Below are 18,566 nucleotides of genomic sequence, written 5' to 3'. Positions count from 1 at the left end.
CTGCAAGTGCAGGGTTTTAATATACAAGTATTTAAATCGTTCGTTTAGAACTTAAATTTGAAACCTGCATAGTACAGACGACCCACTTGGCTATAAAGAGTATCGTCGTACGCCAGTTCAGAGTTCAATACTGGATCTTTATCAGCTAGGTTATTAACACCAACTGTTAAATCAAGGTTCCAAGGCGTTGCGTAAGTATAGTTAACATCAATAATGTTATATGAAGATAACTCACCAACAGCTTTAAACTTAGTACCTTCGTCATTTGCATCTTCAGTTTCTTCAGCTGTTGAAGCAATGTGATTCCAGTTTACATTTAACATGTGAGCTTCGATATCCCATGTTAAACCCCAGCTAATTCTTCTTTCTGGTAAACCAGCACGGCCAATTTTATCAACGTTCGGGTAACCGATGATATCTGGTTCTTCATAGCTAAGTACTTCTGACCAAGCAAACTTAGAACGAAGTTGACCTGCACCACCTAAGTCAAATACAGCGTTTAGTTTGAAGTCTAAACCATCTGTAGAGAAACCAGGGATGTTAGCCATTGGCGCAGTTACAAGTAATGAACGACCAGTTGGATTACCACCACGGTCTACAGATACTTGGTCATAACCAGCTGCGTTATCATTTGGATTTTCAGGGTCACCTAAAAGGCCCGCTAACTCAAGGTCAAATACGTCTTGTGTAGATAGAGAGCTAACTTGGTTTGTGATTTTAATATCATAGTAGTCAACTGACATATCAATGTTATCTGTGACGTTATAAACCACACCGAAGCTAACACTTTCTGACTCTTCAGGCTTTAAGGAATCAGTACCAATGAAGTAAGTTGTATGTTGTTGAGTACGACAATCAGAGCGTGATGTACCCGCTGATGAACATACCACAACGTCTTTAGCTGATGAAGCTGACTCTTGTGGTGCTTTATATAAATCTTCTAGCGTTGGAGCACGGAAACCTTCACCCCAAGCAGCACGTAACACTAACTCATCAAATGGTTGATACTTAAGTGAAACTTTAGGTACAAATGAAGAACCTACATCGCTGTAGTCATCATATCGTGCAGCTAAGTTAAGCTCTAATGTATCAATCACAGGGATTAACATTTCAGCAAAAACAGCTGATTCTGTACGATCACCTGCTGCTGAACCACCAGCAGTACCGATGATGTTTTTCGCTTCGTTTTGAGCTTCAGCTTGGTCAAAGTAATCAGTTTCGCGGTAGCTAGCACCAACGTATAAGCCAAGTTCACCACCTGGTAAAGTAGCTAACTCATTGAAGCTAACGCCTGCAGTTACTTCACGTAATGTACTACCAGAACGACGGTTACTGTTTGCAGCAATATTCGCTAATTGCTCAGCATATGCCGATTGATCAGGGTCGCGAGGATCCCAACCATCAACAATTGCATTTTCTACGCTTGGGCGGTGAACATAGCCTTGGCCCCACTCGTTCATTTCATAACGGTTATAGTGTGCATCAACGTGCCAGTCGATCGTGTCACCCATACCATTTAGAGATGCACTCCAATCAGCCATGTTACTAACTTGCCAAGTATCACGTGAAGTACCTACGTTATTAAAGCGGTAATAACCACGGTCGCCTTCGTTAACTGCCGTTAAACCTTTAGTTGTATCTTCAGCAAGCGCGATTGGGAAAGTAAACCAACCCGCAGCAGGTGCGAAACGACCAAAACTCTCGTTGCGCGAGTGTAATGAACGGAAGTTAAAAATTAGATCATCATTGATGTCATAATCAAAGTTTACGAATACTGAGTCACGCTTCGTTGATGCAGCGTCAGCAGCAACCGCAGTGTAATCATAATGACAGCCATCATCATCTGGGAAGTCTGGAGCATCGTTATGATAAGCAAATGCTGAACCATATTGAGAACAATCTTGACCAGTGATCATTGGATTAAACTCAAATGTTTGCATGTCTAGGATGTTACGGCCGTACCAGCTTTGACCTGTTGTACCAGCGAATGTACCTGAACCATCATCTGTTGCACGAGAGAACCAACGGTCACGAGCAAAAATGATATCACGCTCGTCATGCTCATAGCTGAATACTAAGTTTGAGTTTTCAGATTTAAGGCCTGTGATAATTGAGAATGATGATTCATCACCACCACCATCACGGCTTGGAGAACCCATACGACCCTGAACTTGAACACCTTCAAAGTCTTTTCTTAAAATAATGTTTACTACACCAGCGATCGCATCAGAACCGTATACAGCTGATGCACCATCACCCATCACTTCAATGCGTTCAACAGCCGCAAAAGGAATGGTATTTAAGTCAGCTGCACCACCACCCATAACAGGTGAACCTGGCATTTTCTTACCATTGATTAGTACTAGTGTTCTAGAAGAACCTAAACCACGTAAGTTAACTGTTGCCTGGCTTTGCGCAGTACTACCTGATGATGGTTGAATTGAGCCAAATGAGTTGAATGTTGAGCGGTTTAATACGTCTGCAACACTTAGTTGACCTGAATTATCTAAAGATGCACGGTCGATTACAACTACAGGGTTTGCACCCTCGATATCTGTACGTTTAATACGTGAACCAGTAACTTCGATTCGCTCAACTTTTTCTGCACCTTCTTCTTCAGCAGCAAAAGACGAAGCTGAAAATGCAGCAGTTGACGCTGCACCAAAAGCAATCGCTAAGCGAACTGCTTTTGAAACTTGATTATTTAACATTTGATTCTCCCTGGTCATATCCATGTTATGACTTTATTAATTTATTTTAACCCCTTAAAAGGTACTAGTACCTCATAAGGGGATTAAATACTAATATTAGGGACAACTTTTGGTCAACAGTTTTTTAACCATTGTTTTTCAATGTAAATTTTAAGTTTCACCTGTATATAAAATTAGAGAAAAATCTGATTACATATATTTCACATTAATTTATATATTCGAAACAATAAAAAACCCAGAACAAGATCCACACCTTGAATTCTGGGCTTTTTATATTTTTTTGATAATTAATTATTTCAAATATCTAGCCAAAAACTTTTCCATTTTTGTATAAAGCTCAACTTTATTTTCTTGCTTTTGAAAACCATGGCCTTCATTTTCTTTCATTATCCACTCATCATCAGACAAAATTACTCCTTTTTTTGCCAGTGCATCGCGTAGATCTGTCGCATGTTGCTTAACTACACGGGGGTCTTTCGCACCTTGTACTATCATTAATGGCGCTTTAATTTTATCAACATGTTGCAACGGTGACATTCGTTTCATTAGGGCTTCATCAGATGGATCGCCTATTTGCATTTCCAGCACTTCGCGTTGCGATTCCCAATGCTTTGGCAATGTTTCAAATAATAAAGACACATCTGTTACGCCAACGTAATCAATTCCACATTTGTAAAGTTCAGGAGTAAACGCAAGGCCTGCAACTGTGGCATAGCCGCCGTAACTTGCACCATAAATACAGACTTTATTTGCATCAACAATTCCTTCAGAAACCAGATAGTTAACAGTGTCTGTAATATCATTTTGCATTTCTGCCCCCCACTTGCCGCCATAGCCAGCTTGCTGAAACTTTCGACCATAACCACCTGAACCTCTAAAGTTAACCTGGACTGTCGCATAGCCTCTACTTGCAAAGAACTGAGCTTCAGGATTAAACCCCCAATAATCTCGAATTCCGAAGGGACCACCATGTGGATTTACGATGAGAGGTAGCGCCTTACCCGATGAGTTTTTAGGGATTGTTAGATAACCATTTAATGTTAAGCCATCCCTACTTTTAAATTCGATCGGCTGCATTGGCGACATCGCTTTGGGATCTATCCATGACATTGGGCTCAATAATGCTTTTAAGCTATTGTCATTTTGATTAAATAAATAATACTGCCCTGGATCGGTGTCACTCGCTGCATAAACAATATTGAGCACTTCATCATCAGAGCGACTGGTAATTGTCACAACTTTATCGGTAAATGCTTGCTTTAATGAGGTCATCATTTTTGCAGTCTGTTCATCGAAATATACTTCTTCAGGGTATTTGTCAAAATAACTAATTGCCGTTAGTTTTTTACGCTTTCGCGAAAAACTCAGCGATGTGACATCGACGTTATCATGGGCAAATATTTGTTCACCTAACTTGTTCGTTTCTGGATCAAAATAGAATATAGCTTTGGTATCACGGTCTAGATCGGATGCAACGAACAACTTTTTATTATCAAAATCAAACGCCAATGGTTCAATATTTGCTTCTTCGGCATTGTATTCACGGAGTACTTTAAATTTTTCTTCACCTTTTCCTTTGTAAAGTAAAGTACCTTTTAAACCTTCAATTGCTAAGGCACCCCGTACCTCGCCATCGTGATCAAGCATCCAACCTTGAACATTCCCTGGATTTTTTGCAATCAAGTCCATTTTGTAATTACGCTCGTGCTTACGATCCCAACGACTATCAAGTGGTAGCTTATACAAATCTGGAGCAACGATATTTCGGCCATTATATTGCACCAGAATATGCTTTGGATCGTCTGGTAATAAATGTACAACTGACGCTGAACGTATTCCAGATGCACCCACTTTAGATCCAACTAACTGTATTACCTTCGCCCGTTTATTGTGGGCATCAATGGCGTAAATACTAAAAGCTTCATTACCATTACTATCTAGTGTGAAAATAATGTCATCATCATTCGCCCAAGAGAAACTATTGATATCTTGTTCATCAAACTTTGTAATAGGCCTCGCATTTTTAAAACCATCAACTTCCATTACAACTATATTTCTACGTTCGTTGATCGGCGATAAAACCGCAAGGTACTTTCCATTTGGAGAAAGTTGCAAGTTGGAAAACTTAGGCGTTTTAAAAAAGTCTTCAATTGCGATGTCCTTTGCTTTAGCACTTACATCCATTGATACACTGATCAAACTACTTAAAAATAAAAACCATATTATTTTCATTTTAATATTCCATTTAATTATGACGATAAATATTTAGGTAATTTATAACTTAGTATTTCGCACAAAAAAACCCTGCTACAGCAGGGTTTTAAGAGCTTATACTAATTATTTTAGCTTAGAACTTTTGTTCTAAACGAAGGTACATTGAACGACCTGTTTGATCGTATAATGACCAGCTTGAATCACGGTAATCACGGAAGCCGTCATACCAAGAAGGTGCTTTCTTATCAAATACGTTGTTAACACCTACAGAAATTTTAGTATTTGTTGGTGCAGTGTATGTGAACTGAGCATTATGCTTGAAGTATGAAGGTACATCAGCAAGGTAATCAACACCCCACTCTTCGTTACCTGACTCTTGAGCGCCTACGTAGAACATAGTCCAAGAAGCACTGTAATCTTCATAAGAGTAGCTAACACCTAAATCAGCTTTCCAATCTGGGTAATCTTGAAGACCAGCATAATCAAACGGTTCTGCATCTTTATCAGCTTTCTCTTCAAATTCCATAACTTTAGAAACGTTTAGCATAACGCCAAAGTCACCAAAGCTAGTTTCATGCTTGTAGCGAGTTGAGAAATCGAAACCAGACGTTTGTAGTGATGCTTTATTGATATAACCTGTGTAGATGTAATCAATTTGGCCAGTACCATTAGCACGGTCGATAGCGTCTGGAGTAGAACCTAAACCACCTTCTTCTTGTTCAATACGTAGAAGTTCAGTCGTGCTTACGTCATCGATACGGTTCTCGTAGCTGATATCATAGTAAGTTAATTCTACTGCTAAGCCATCAACGATATCCCATACGAAACCAAGCGTTGTAGAGTCACCCGTTTCTTCAGTAAGGTTTGCATTACCACCGAACCAAGTCGCTACTTGCTCACCAGCGTCAGAACAGTAACCTTCTAATGCTTGACCAGGGTTAGCATCACACCATGCTGTATCACGTACAGTTGGGAAGCTTAATGCATAAGATTGGAACATTTCGCCCATGTTAGGAGCACGGAAAGACTCACCCCAAGAACCACGGATTAATAATGTTTCAGTTGGACGCCAAGTAACACCTACTTTTGGAACAACTTTATCGAATGTCGTGCTCTTTTCACCAAGGTTTGTCATACCAGACTGTTCGTATTTCTCATAACGACCAGCTACTGTTACATCAATTTCGTATGGTAAGCTTGCTTGGATTTCCATGTAAGCAGCAGTACGGTCACGAGTTGCGTATACGTCATCACCGCCTGAACCACCAGAGATGAAACCATTTGCAGACTCAGGGTCAGATACTTGAGTGAAATCAATTTCTTCAAACTCAGCACCCACTACACCCGCAATAACGAAGTCACCATTATCAATGAACGTTGTAGAAACTAAACCATCAATTTGTTGGCTTTCGTAACGACCTTCGTAAGTACCAGTGTGCGCTGCGTATTGGTATAACTCAGTTAATTGAGTGTTCCATTCTTCGTAGCTCATACCTGAAGTATTTAGGATATCGTACTCACCCGTGTTAATTGCATTTTGTAGCATTACGTCATTAACTAGGTTGCTACCAAAAACGTTTGTTTTAGAAATGCTGTTTTGATAGTTGATTTCCCAATCAAGACCATTACCGATGTCAGTGAAACCCTCAAGACCTAATACGATGTCTGTAGTTACAACTTCTGTTTTAGTATCACGGTTACCAATTGGCACAGAACGCATGTAAAGACGGATATCTTCATCTTCTGGGTTATATTGGTTATCAGCATCCATCCAAACTGCACCCGTAGATACTGGCGTACCTGCGTAACGTGAGTTTGTTTCGTTAAAGCTTGCCATTGCACGACCAACAAGACGAATGTTGTCAGTCAGTTCATAGTTGAAGTTTGTTAAGAATGAGTTATTTTCTACGTCTGGATAGAATTTTGTTACGTTACCGTAGTTATATAAACAACCACCAACGCCGTTCTCATCCATAGCATTTACTACGTCAGCTGTTTGGTCACAAAGCTCAGGATTAGAGATGTAGCTTCCTGAACCATTAATTCTGTAGTTTGGAACGTGGCTATAACCGCTGTACGCACCGTACGTAGGATCGTCCATCGCCCAAATTTCTTTGTCGAAGATTGCATTGTCACGTGAGTTTTCATACGTGAAGATGATGTTACCTTTTTCAGATGTGTAACCTGAAGTAATTGAGAACGTTTTGCTTTCGCCACCTTCAACTTTAGGTACTTCGTAATCGTACTTAACACTTACGCCATCAAAGTCTTTCTTAGTGATGATATTGATTACACCAGCAACAGCAGATGAACCATAAACAGCTGATGCGCCATCGCGAAGGATTTCAACACGCTCAACAACAGCCATTGGGATGATTGATGTATCAGCCGATGAACCAGAAGATGAACTTGTACCAGGCATACGACGACCGTCTAATAATACAAGTGTTGCGTCAGAACCTAGGCCGCGTAAGTTGATGTTAGAAGAAGCTGCACCACCTGCACCGTAACCAGATACACCTTTCCAAGAACCGAAAGAGTTAGAAGCAAGGTTATTTAAAACGTCAGCAACTGTAGGCTCACCTGAAAGGCTGATTTCTGCCGCTGATAAAACAGTTACTGGAGAGCTGTTCTCAAGATCGACTTGTTTAATGCGTGAACCTGTAACTTGAATGCGCTCAACTTTTTCTGCGTTTTCTTCATCTGCAGCAAATGTGTTTGCAGAAAATGCAGCAGTAGAAACTGCACCAAAAGCAATCGCTAAGCGAACAGCTTTTGAAACTTTATTATTTAACATTTGATTCTCCCTGGACCATGTTATTCATGGAATATTTATAGTTATTCAAAAAAAATGCATATTACGCAGTAATTTTGAGCTTTGATAATAATACTCGCAACTCTCCAAGGTCAACACTTCAGTAACGCAAAAGTCCAACTTTTAACAATAAATAAAACATTACACCAATTAATAGAACTTTATTAACACCATCGGACACCTTTAAATACAAAGGCCGGACCATCATTTACAACAAGTTACAAAGATAAAAAAGAATTTAATTTTTCAGTACTAATATAGGTACTGGATATGATAGGTTAACTTATTGCAAAAAATACAACAAACAACATCGGGAGTTCCCGGTATTTTTTATCTTAATAAATAAAAATATGCTATTTTAATACCCTACAAATAAGACGAATCCACAATAAAGATAGGCAAAATAGTAAAGATATGTAAAAAAAGGACTGAATGATGCAAAAGTTAATAGAATGAACATTCTATTAACCAACTAGACTAACCCCTTTTAAAACCCCAAACCCCAAAGCCTCTTTATTTATTAGAATATTCACATGGTTACAGGCTATTTTAGGTACGTTTAAACTTGAAAAAATTGTAACAATCGCTGATAGTAAGATTGTTAAAACAACAAGGAAAAATCATGTTTAAACAATTATTGTTAATTATATTTACTTTTTGCTCACTTCCTTTGCAGGCAAAAATTAATGAAATACCTAAAGAGTTTTCTGACTTTAGCCTTAATCGAGATATTAAAATCTCCTATGAAGACCTTGATAACTTACTTGAAATGACCGTTATCGACATGGGCATGTCAGACAGAAGCTCTCGTAAATCCCAAGCTTCAATTGGCACGCGCATGAAATCACACAAAAACAACGATACTGCGCTTGAAGCAAACCGCTTTTACTTTGAAGGCGTTACAAAATCAGAAATCAAAGACGGCTTTCACAAAATCAGAGTTAGCTTAGAGAAGGTGCCAAGCGAGGTTTCTCTAAATGACTTAAGTCTCGATGAGCAATTAGCTTATTGGCTTAACCTTTATAATACCGCGATGGTTGAAAAGTTGATTGATCACTATCCTGTTCGCGACACAGAAGATCTACTTTTTGGTGATGACTCAATTCTAGATGAAGAGTTTTTAACGGTTGCTGGTTACAAACTCTCATTGAATGATATCCAACATAAAATTGTTTTTGAAAAGTTTGGTAAAAAGAAACCTATCGTTATGTATGGCTTCTATCAAGGTAACATTGGCAGTCCAAATTTGCGTAATGAAGCTTATAAAGGCAGCAAGGTTTACCATCAACTCGTTGAAAATGGTGAGGAGTTTGTAAATTCAAACCGCGGTATGCAAATAAAACGTAAGGACCGCCTCTATGTTTCTAAATATTATGAACAAACAGAGTCTTTATTTTCAGATTTTGAAAGTGACTTACGTGAACACCTTGCCGATTATGCCGAAGGCCAAATGAAAAGTGATGTTAAGTACGCCAAGCGCTTTAAAATTGACATTGAAGATTGGAACATTACTGATTTATACGGCACAGACCGTGACTATGGCGGTTCAGCGTCAACAAACCCGGCAGCAATGCTAAATGCTGTAGTCAGTAACTCTGCTGTTCCACTTGGGCCTGAAGGAAGTGGCGCAGGTATAGGCGCTGTTAACGTGAATCACATTACAGACTCTATCATGATGCGCACTATGGATTTTGGTCGTTTTTCTCCTGAAATGTTAGAAAAAATCAAAAAGCTTAACTTAAAACGCCAAGACAATAGTGGAACCGTTGAAATTAAAGACATTGATTCAAACAATTAAAAAATAAGGCCGCTCGTCAGATGTAAGTGCGTGAGGCCTTTTTAACAAGGAATTCGTTATGTTAAAACAATTTCTATTAGTCAGCGCGATTTGCTTTGCAACACAAACCTCAGCAAAACTAGACACATTGCCTGAAGAGTTTTCTGATTTTAGTTTAGATCGTGATATCACCATATCCTACGATGATTTAGATATGCTGCTTGATATGACAGTAATTGATTTAGGCCGCTCCGATAGACGGTTTCGTAAATCTAAAGCGAATATTGGTACTCGCATGCGTGCACATAAAAATAACGACACTGCGCTAGAAGCTAACCGCTTTTTCTATGAAGAGGTTACTACATCCAAACTAAAAGAAGGCTTTCATAAAGTACGCGTTAGCCTTGAGAAAGTGCCTGATCAAGTGCCTCTCAATGCTCTTGTCCTTGATGAACAATTAGCCTATTGGCTAAACTTATACACGACAGCTCTCTTAGAAAAGCTGATAGAGCACTACCCTGTTATAGATACTCAAGAATTACTCTTTGGAGAACAATCAATACTTGATGAAGAGTTTATACATGTGGCGGGCTATCAGTTGTCTTTAAATGATATTCAACACAATATCGTATTTAAAAAGTTTGGTAAAAATAAACCGATTGTTATGTATGGATTTCACCAAGGAAATATCGGCAGCCCAAATTTAAGAAAAGAGGCTTATAAAGGCCCAGAGGTATATCACCAACTGGTCGAAAATGGCGAGGAGTTTGTTAATTCAAATCGAGGAATGCAAGTTAAGGGCAAAAATAAGCTTTACTTATCCTTATATTACAAACAGACCGAAGCACTGTTTGACGATTTCGAAAACCAATTAAAAAATCATATTGAAGATTACACCGAAGGAGATTTAAAGAACTCAGTTGAGTTAGCTGATAATTTTCAATTAAGCATTGATGATTGGGGAATTAATGACTTATATCGCACAGAGCGTACTTTTGGCGCATCAACAGCAACAAATCGGGCAGCATTACTTAATGCCGTAGCCAGTGCGTCTGGTGATGTAGGTGTAGGTGCAGTGAATTCGAGTTATATATCCGATGCGTTTATGGAACGAACTGTTGAGTTTGGCCGATTCCCTCCTGAAGTTTGGGAGAAGTTAAAGCAACTAAATACCAAACGTAAGGAAAATAGAGGTTCAGTAAAGATCAAAGACATTGATTCAAACAATTAACAAAATAAGGCCGCTCGTCAAAAGAATGTGACGGATGGCTTTTTCTGAACAGGGAGTTCACTATGATCAAACGAATTTTATTAGTTACCGCAATTTTCTTTACAGCACATTCGTCAGCAAAACTAGACACGCTACCTGAAGAATTTGCCGATTTCGGCTTAGATAGTGATTTAACAATATCTTATGGTGATTTAGATCAGTTACTTAAAATCACGGTTATTGACTTAGGCCGCTCAGACCGAAGTTTTCGAAAAGGTCAATCAGGCATTGGCACACGTACGCGAGCACACAAAAATAACGATACAGCTTTAGAAGCAAATCGTTTTTATTATGAAGAAGTTGTAAAAGCAAACCTGAAAACTGGTTTTAAAAAAATACGTCTGAGCCTTGAACAAGTTCCTGAACAAATCCCACTTAATGAGCTCGTTTTATCTGAGCAACTGGCTTATTGGCTAAATTTATATACCACAGCATTATTAGAGAAACTCATTGAGCACTACCCTATCTTTAGTACTGAAGATTTATTATTTGGTGATAATTCATTACTTGATGAGGAATTTATTACTGTTATGGGACATAGCCTGTCTTTGAATGACATACAACACAACATTGTCTTTAAAAAGTTTGGCAAAAGTAAACCGATTGTAATGTACGGCTTTCATCAAGGGAATATCGGCAGCCCAAATCTTCGCCCAGAGGCCTATGTAGGAAGCAAAGTGTATTACCAACTAGCAGACAATGCTGAGGAATTTGTTAATTCTAACCGAGGTATGCAAATTAAAGGGAAAGATAGACTTTACCTATCCGTCTACTACCAGCAAACAGAAGCCTTGTTTGACGACTTTGAGCAAGATTTAAAGTCTCATATTGAACACTATACTAATGGCTCTTTAAAAGATGCTGTAGAGTCATCTAAAGGGTTTAAGCTTACAATAGATGACTGGCATATCGTGGATTTATATCGCACACATAGAGCCTATGGCGCTTCTTCTGCTATTAACAGGGCCGCGCTAGAGGGTAAAGGAGGAATGACATATGGATATCGTGCAGCAGACGGAAGCTATATCACCGATCCCTTAACGAAGCGGCTAGCTCAATTTGGTCGATACCCACCACAAGTTTGGAAGAAAATTCGCAAGCTTTATAAACAAAGAGAACGCATTAAAGGTACTGTAGTAATCAAAGACCTTGATGCAAATCAAGAGTAACATTTTACTTTAGCGTACACCCTGTTAACATAAAACAAAAACAAGGTGTACGAGTGAATAATTCATTGCAAAAAGCGTTGCAGGCATTCAATCAACAACAGTATATGCACGCACTTCAACTCCTTTCTTCACATACAAACAAAACCGCTGATTGGTATACATTAAATAGCTTATGTTTATCTGCTGTAAATAGAATTACCGATGCAGAGCAGTGCTATTTGCAAGGTTTGCGTCTTCATAGTAAAAACGTTGGGCTTTTGGATAACTACACCAACTTACTTTGTAAACAAAAAAAGTATGCGGATTGTATTCAGTTTTGTGAATACAACACAAATTCTTTGTCACTTGAAAAACCAAGACTCAATTACATTGAAAGCCTAATTAACCAAGATGAATTACTCAAAGCCGAACACTTCATTAAAGAAACATCTCCTTCGCAAAGCACATTAATTCGGTACCACTGGCTCACTTTAGAGCTTTACGAACGCTTTGGGGATTTAAAGCACATTGAAGATTATTTCCGCACTGAATTACCTGCGCAACTAAAAGGGCAATTTCATTTCATTTATAAACAGGCATGTAATTATCGTAATTTAGGTAAATTTTCCGAAGCATTAGCCCTATTGCAAATGCTTTTAAAACAGCAACCCAGCGCCGAATTACATTATATAGTGGGTTGTACTTACTATGATTTGCAGCAATATGAACAAGCACAAGCGCACCTAAAGGCATGTTTGGAACTGGCACCTAACTACGTACCAGCTCATGAAAGTCTTAACAAATTGTACTGGGAACACGCACAGAGCGAGTTAATGAGCTCGTACACCCAAACTTTTAAACACTATGATGCGAATCCGGTGCTGATCCACTCTCAAATTGGCCAACTATTGCAACTCGATAAGCTTGAGGAAGCTTTATTAGTAAGCTCTGAAGCAACACAGAGCTATCCGCAAAACTTAGATCTACTCCATGCACACAGTATCATTTTAGATAGAAAGGGAGATGAAGAAACGGCATTCTCACTCCTTCAGCGGCTAGTAAAAGAAGCACCACACAATGCCCGCTACAGTATCGATTTAGCAAATTTTTACATACAACAAGGCGAGTACAGCTCAGCGATTTCTCATTTAGAAACGGCAGTAAAATTTAATCCCAATAACCAAGAGCTGTGGGCTTATTTAAGTATTGCTTGGCGCTTATCGAATAATGATAAATACCATTGGTTAACTAACCTCGACAAATTCGTGAAGGTAATGGAGCTCCCTGCTCCGGCTGGTTTTAAAACCTTTGCTGATTTTAATCATCAGTTAAAAGAGCTTATGATTAGCCTACATACCAATAAACTGCAGCCATTAGATCAAAGTGTACGAAGTGGCAGTCAAACACAAGGTCACTTACTCCAGCGCTCTAATCAACTTATTGATTTATTCAAGACATCAATGTCGCAATGTATTAATCAATACCTGACGCAGCTTCCAGAGGACGTTAACCACCCTCTGTTAGCACGAAACCACAAGCGCTTTGTTGCCAGAGGTAGTTGGTCTGTAAAGCTAGAAGAAGGTGGTTTTCATGCTAATCATATCCACCCTCAAGGCTGGTTATCCGCGCCGAGTTATATTTCTATTCCTGCTGAGATGAGTAAAGATGATGCCACTAAAAATGGCTGGCTAAAGCTAGGAGAAACCAGTCTTAACTTAGGAGAGCGAGAATCAATTGCTCGTGAAATATGCCCAGAGGAAGGTCAAATTATTATATTTCCAAGCTATATATGGCACGGGACATATCAACTTAAGAGCGATAGCCCAAGGCTAACGATTCCTTGTGATATCATGCCGTTAAAATAATTAAAAAGACCATCTTCATGATGGTCTTTTCCTGTAACTAATCGCTATTTATTTAACAGTGCTTTTGCATCCAGATAGGATTGTTCACTGCCCTGTATATGCTCTAGGTAATTTTCAAATCGTCCTGATGATGATTTATAAAGAGGTTTTCTTACTTGCCATACACTTGCTGTACTTACCGTGCCAGTTTTATGATGAAATCGCTGGGCTTCATCAGTGTATTCTAACCCTAAAAAACTAAACAGCGGCTCTAACACCTGCTCAGGTGACGCAACAAGTAAATCATAATTCATCGTAAAAATATCATTACTAAAGCGCGACTGCCAATGTGACTTAATGCGTTGCTGCTGCTCATAGTGATGCAAAGTGTCATTCAGAGACACTGCGTAGTTTAAGCTCGGGCCTAAATGTTGGAAATAAGCTGATAAGCTATTATCTTTGATATCTCGCTCAGTCCAAATGATCTTCGCATTTGGATATAGCTGCTTAATAACGTCTAAATAAAGGTAATTTTCTGGGCGTTTATCTGTAACGTAAAGAGCACCTTCGGCTCGAAGAGTTAGTTGCCCGTTATAACCATTTATAAACTCAGGATCTTTAGCCTTATTTGCAAGCGCCTTTTCATCACTAATTAAATTGAATAGCGATGAATGTAAATAGGCAATCTCACCACCTGCTGCTATTTGCTCGTTAGAGCTGATAATTTGTTCAATCAGTGTTGAGCCAGAACGAAACATACCGCAAATAATGATAGGCGTAATAGAGGTGTTCGCTGCTTGAAGAGTGATATTACGCGCTAAGGTGTAGTCGGTTACCGCTTCAATAGACTGGCGATCATAAACTGGTAAATACTTTTTATTGTATTGATTTGCTTTTACATAATAGTGCCAAGCTTTCTGATAATTTTTGCAATCATTAAACACTTTACCAAGTGCATAATAAAGATCAGCACAGGCAATATCATCTAACTCTCGTTGCAATATAGCTAGGCATGCTTGTTCGTAGTTAGTCGCATCTTGTTCAGAAAATGTCTCGATGTCAGCCATCCTTGCTTGTGCCATCGCGTTAAATGCATCTATCTTTAAAACCTGTTGAAAGCCTTTTTTCGCTTTATCTTTATTACCGAGTTGTTCATGAATATTTGCCAATGCAAAGTTGGCTTGCAGACTCTTATTATCATGACTAATCGCTTGTTCTAAATACTGTATTGCAACACTCGGTTGATGTAATTGTTCATTATGCACATAAGCAATTTCAATTAAAGCGGGTACTTTAAACTGCTCAGATAATGTGAGGGCTTGCTCGAGAAAGCGTATCGCTGCATCGGCGTTACCAAGCTTTCGTTCTATATTACCTAGCTGAAAACAGATATCAGCTTGCTGCGGATTTGCTGTATATAAAGGTAATAGCGCGTTTTTTGCAATTTCGAACTCACCACAACTTAAACTTATTTGCACTAGGGTCAGTACGTAATCAAATTTTGTTGGAGCAATGGATACCAGTTGCTGGCAATAAGCAATGGCTGTTTCAGTGTCTTGTTGCTGCATAGCAACTTTGAAAAGGATCTGTAACGCTTTTTCAGCTAATTCACTGTTATATGTTAACGGTTTTAATAATTCTATCCCCTGGCTAACTTTACCTTGCTGAAGTAAAGCAACAGCTTGGGTAAACGCGTATTGTTCTGATGTCATTGTTTCCCCATAAAAAAGCTTTCCCATAAAAAAAGCGAGCCGAAGCTCGCTTTATCATACATTAATTAATTCAAATTAGAATTTTAATGAAACGCTTGCGTGGAAGTAACGACCTAGCGTGTCGTAGTAACCAGCAACTGCGTTACCATTTGTAGATAATGTACCGCCTACTAGTGGTGGCTCTTTATCTAATACGTTGTTCACACCAACAAGAACACGTGTGTAGTCATTGATTGTGAATGAACCTTTAAGGTCAAGGTAACTTTGTGAACCAATACCATCTTGAACTAAAGTGTCTGAACCTGTGTAGTCATTAACTGCACTGAAGTAACGCCATTTAGCTGTTGCTTTCCACCAGCTGCCTGTGTCGTAGCTTGCGCTAAGAACATGACGCCATTCTGGTTGTGGGAAACAGCCGTTATCTAGTGTATCAACACAGTCGTAAACTTCACTTACACCAGGAATATCTTCAAATTCCTTAGTCATCATGTAAGTACCGATTAAGCTTGTAGAAAGCGTACCGCCACCAACTTCGATGTCGTAGTTTGCACTTAAGTCGATACCTTCATAGTGGATGTTACCTAAGTTCGTGTTCGTTGCGATAACTTGACCAGAACCGATCCAAAGGCTACCGCTACCTGGTGTACGTTGTACGTTATCACAGAATAGTGCATCACCCGTTTTACCACATTGCTCAACGATAAGCTCAGGGTCGATGTTGCCGATTGCATCTTCTAAGTCGATATCCCAGTAGTCGATTGAGAAGTTGAAGTCTTCAAACGGGTTACCTACAACACCTAGAGTGATTGTATCTGCAATCTCAGGGCTAAGCTCTGGGTTACCACCGAAGAAACCATTGTATTGGTCCGCTGGGCTCTTACCTACGTTACCGTATTGAGAAGCTGAAACACCTGTGTTCGCACACTCAGCTTGGGTAAGTGAAGGAGTTGCTGTAGCACATGGATCTGAACCAGCCCATAAACCTTGGCTTTGTTGAGCGAATAGCTCACCATTGTTCGCTGCACGTACTGCACGGTTGTAGCTTGAACGGATCTTCCAGTTTTCAGTTACGTCCCAGTTCATTGCTACTTTATAAGTAGGCTCTGAACCTGATGTGCTGTAATCAGACCAACGATAACCTAAGTCGATTAATAAGCTTTCAACGCCAGGTAAACCTTCAACGATTGGTAAGCTTAACTCACCGAAGTACTCAGTTACATCATACTCACCGTTAAGGCTCTTAGTAGGACCACCTTGACCAAGTAATAGACCTTGCGCATAAACTTCGTCAGCTGTACGACCGAATGTTTCTTCACGGTATTCAGCACCGAATACTGCAGCGATTGGGTAGTCTGACGAAGGAAGACCAAAGTCAAACTCACCAGTTACGAAACCACTTACGATGAACTGTTCTGTTACACCGTTAAGAATAGCTGTACCAGTTAGAGCAGCTGCTGATTCAGTAGAAACACCTTGGTATGTGAATACTTCGTAAGGAATACAGCCATCAGTTGACGCACAGTCTTCACCATTTGCAGAAAGTGCAGTGATGATACGTGGGCCGAAGAAGTCATTTTCGTATGCCGAAGATGAAGATGTTGAACCGTATTGAACAAACGCTTCGTATGACCAAGTGTCACTGATTTCACCTTTACTACCTAATACTAGGCGGAAAGAGTTGTGCTCTAATTGGTTAACACGTGGGCCACCTTCTACGTTACGCTTACCGATGTAAGTAGCGAACTGGTCACCTGATGTTAAACCGAAACGGTCAGTTAGGTTTTGACGTTGTGCGTCTGTTAATAGCGGGCTATCGTAATCGATTACATAGTTTGTATCGAAGAACGTACCTGATTCTGCGATTTGTGCAGAAGTACGGTCACGCATGAACATAGCTTCAATGAACGGTTGGAAGTTGTCATTGATTTCGTAGTTTGCGAATAAACCTAACGTGTGACGCTCATCCGGACGCATGAAGTGGTTAACAGGCGCATAGTTGTAAACGTTACCGCTTGAAGGAATGAAGCTGCTGTCAGTTCCTAGTGTCCAGTAATCGTAATCATCCCAGTCAAATGCACCAGAATCAGTAACACCTGCGATGTAGAAGTTAGGGTTTACAGCGTTACCAGAACCACCACATGCAGTACCTGCTGCATTTAATGCACAAGATGAGTAGTCACGAGCACCTTGACGTAGTTCGTTTTGTTTGTTGTAAGTAAAGTAACCAACCGCGTGGCCTTTACCGCTGTCGAATGAGCCACCTAAAGTAGCTGAGAAGTCAAACGATGAACCGTCAAAACCTGAGCTACCTGAAGGGTATTCAAAGTCACGGTCATCCATTAGACCTTGGATGTATTCATTGTCGTTGTCGTGTTGGTATGCAGTTGAACCGATGTTCACTTCAAAACCTTCGAACTGATCGTCCATCACGAAGTTTACAACACCCGCTACCGCGTCAGCACCGTAAGTTGATGAACCACCACCAGTCATTACGTCAACACGTTTGATAAGTGCAGCTGGGATTTGGTTGATATCCGCAGATTGGCTATAGATACCACCCGCTTGCATACGACGACCATTGATAAGTACTAGGGTACGTTGTGAACCCATACCACGTAAGTTAAGCGTAGCAGTACCAGAAGCACCATTTGATTGGAATGCAGTGCTTGAAGCTTCAAGTTGAGGCAAGCTGTTCATCATGTCTTCAACACGAGTGAAACCAGCTACTTCGATTTCTTCAGCTGTTGTAACTTGTACTGGGCTTGCAGTTTCGATATCAGTACGTTTGATACGTGAACCTGTTACTTCAATACGTTCAACTTTTTCTACTGCTTCTTCTTCAGCAGCATAAGAGTTTACAGAAAACGCAGCTGTAGAAGCTGTACCAAAAGCAAGCGCTAAGCGAACTGCTTTTGAAACTTTATTATTTAACATTTGATTCTCCCTGGACCACTATATTGTGGCTATATTTAGCATAAGCTTGTTTATTATTTGTATCGCATCAGGACTGCGACAAACAAATAATAAACAAATAAAACAAAATATCCAGCCCTTTATTTACAATTTTTTAATGAA

General features: G+C 39.6%; 9 protein-coding genes. 4 read left to right on the top strand and 5 right to left on the bottom strand.

All coding sequences use genetic code 11. The features are described from left to right. Window positions 1–44 precede the first annotated feature (44 nt). The 3 genes from NH153_RS19830 to NH153_RS19820 form a co-directional block, all read right to left on the bottom strand. Window positions 45–2,711 (bottom strand): TonB-dependent receptor, encoded by a 2,667-nt coding sequence (locus tag NH153_RS19830; protein WP_063707096.1) that lies wholly within the window; start codon window positions 2,709–2,711, stop codon window positions 45–47. Window positions 2,712–3,002: 291 nt separating this feature from the next. Then, window positions 3,003–4,943, bottom strand: a complete 1,941-nt coding sequence (locus NH153_RS19825) for a S9 family peptidase (RefSeq protein ID WP_082874115.1) — start codon at window positions 4,941–4,943, stop codon at window positions 3,003–3,005. A 115-nt stretch (window positions 4,944–5,058) separates the two neighbouring features. Next, window positions 5,059–7,722, bottom strand: a complete 2,664-nt coding sequence (locus NH153_RS19820; protein WP_063707093.1) for a TonB-dependent receptor — start codon at window positions 7,720–7,722, stop codon at window positions 5,059–5,061. Window positions 7,723–8,362: 640 nt separating this feature from the next. On the opposite strand from NH153_RS19820, the gene NH153_RS19815 reads away from it, so the two are divergent. The 4 genes from NH153_RS19815 (at window position 8,363) to NH153_RS19800 (ending at window position 13,800) form a co-directional block, all read left to right on the top strand. Further along, window positions 8,363–9,538: a DUF547 domain-containing protein gene (locus tag NH153_RS19815; protein WP_063707090.1), complete on the top strand. Its 1,176-nt coding sequence runs from the start codon at window positions 8,363–8,365 to the stop codon at window positions 9,536–9,538. 58 nt (window positions 9,539–9,596) lie between these two features. After that, on the top strand, window positions 9,597–10,748 hold the full coding sequence (locus tag NH153_RS19810) for a DUF547 domain-containing protein (RefSeq protein WP_063707088.1): 1,152 nt from the start codon (window positions 9,597–9,599) through the stop codon (window positions 10,746–10,748). 62 nt (window positions 10,749–10,810) lie between these two features. Further along, window positions 10,811–11,956 (top strand): DUF547 domain-containing protein, encoded by a 1,146-nt coding sequence (locus tag NH153_RS19805; RefSeq protein WP_063707085.1) that lies wholly within the window; start codon window positions 10,811–10,813, stop codon window positions 11,954–11,956. Window positions 11,957–12,009: 53 nt separating this feature from the next. Then, on the top strand, window positions 12,010–13,800 hold the full coding sequence (locus NH153_RS19800) for a putative 2OG-Fe(II) oxygenase (protein ID WP_063707083.1): 1,791 nt from the start codon (window positions 12,010–12,012) through the stop codon (window positions 13,798–13,800). Between the two features lie 44 nt (window positions 13,801–13,844). On the opposite strand, the gene NH153_RS19795 is transcribed toward NH153_RS19800, so the two are convergent. Both NH153_RS19795 and NH153_RS19790 read right to left on the bottom strand, forming a co-directional pair. Further along, window positions 13,845–15,491 (bottom strand): tetratricopeptide repeat-containing sulfotransferase family protein, encoded by a 1,647-nt coding sequence (locus tag NH153_RS19795; RefSeq protein WP_063707081.1) that lies wholly within the window; start codon window positions 15,489–15,491, stop codon window positions 13,845–13,847. A gap of 75 nt (window positions 15,492–15,566) precedes the next feature. Next, window positions 15,567–18,425, bottom strand: a complete 2,859-nt coding sequence (locus tag NH153_RS19790; protein ID WP_063707079.1) for a TonB-dependent receptor domain-containing protein — start codon at window positions 18,423–18,425, stop codon at window positions 15,567–15,569. Window positions 18,426–18,566: the final 141 nt, after the last annotated feature.

This window comes from Pseudoalteromonas gelatinilytica (assembly GCF_001641615.1).
In the GTDB taxonomy this organism is placed as follows: domain Bacteria; phylum Pseudomonadota; class Gammaproteobacteria; order Enterobacterales; family Alteromonadaceae; genus Pseudoalteromonas; species Pseudoalteromonas gelatinilytica.
Note: the sequence above shows the minus strand (reverse complement) of the source record. Positions and strands in the feature narration are given on the sequence as shown.

Excerpts from the sequence above, each read along its gene's own strand:
- NH153_RS19830 (WP_063707096.1), bottom strand. The coding sequence starts at position 2,711 with ATGTTAAATAATCAAGTTTCAAAAGCAGTTCGCTTAGCGATTGCTTTT.
- NH153_RS19825 (WP_082874115.1), bottom strand. The coding sequence starts at position 4,943 with ATGAAAATAATATGGTTTTTATTTTTAAGTAGTTTGATCAGTGTATCA.
- NH153_RS19820 (WP_063707093.1), bottom strand. The coding sequence starts at position 7,722 with ATGTTAAATAATAAAGTTTCAAAAGCTGTTCGCTTAGCGATTGCTTTT.
- NH153_RS19815 (WP_063707090.1), top strand. The coding sequence starts at position 8,363 with ATGTTTAAACAATTATTGTTAATTATATTTACTTTTTGCTCACTTCCT.
- NH153_RS19810 (WP_063707088.1), top strand. The coding sequence starts at position 9,597 with ATGTTAAAACAATTTCTATTAGTCAGCGCGATTTGCTTTGCAACACAA.
- NH153_RS19805 (WP_063707085.1), top strand. The coding sequence starts at position 10,811 with ATGATCAAACGAATTTTATTAGTTACCGCAATTTTCTTTACAGCACAT.
- NH153_RS19795 (WP_063707081.1), bottom strand. The coding sequence starts at position 15,491 with ATGACATCAGAACAATACGCGTTTACCCAAGCTGTTGCTTTACTTCAG.
- NH153_RS19790 (WP_063707079.1), bottom strand. The coding sequence starts at position 18,425 with ATGTTAAATAATAAAGTTTCAAAAGCAGTTCGCTTAGCGCTTGCTTTT.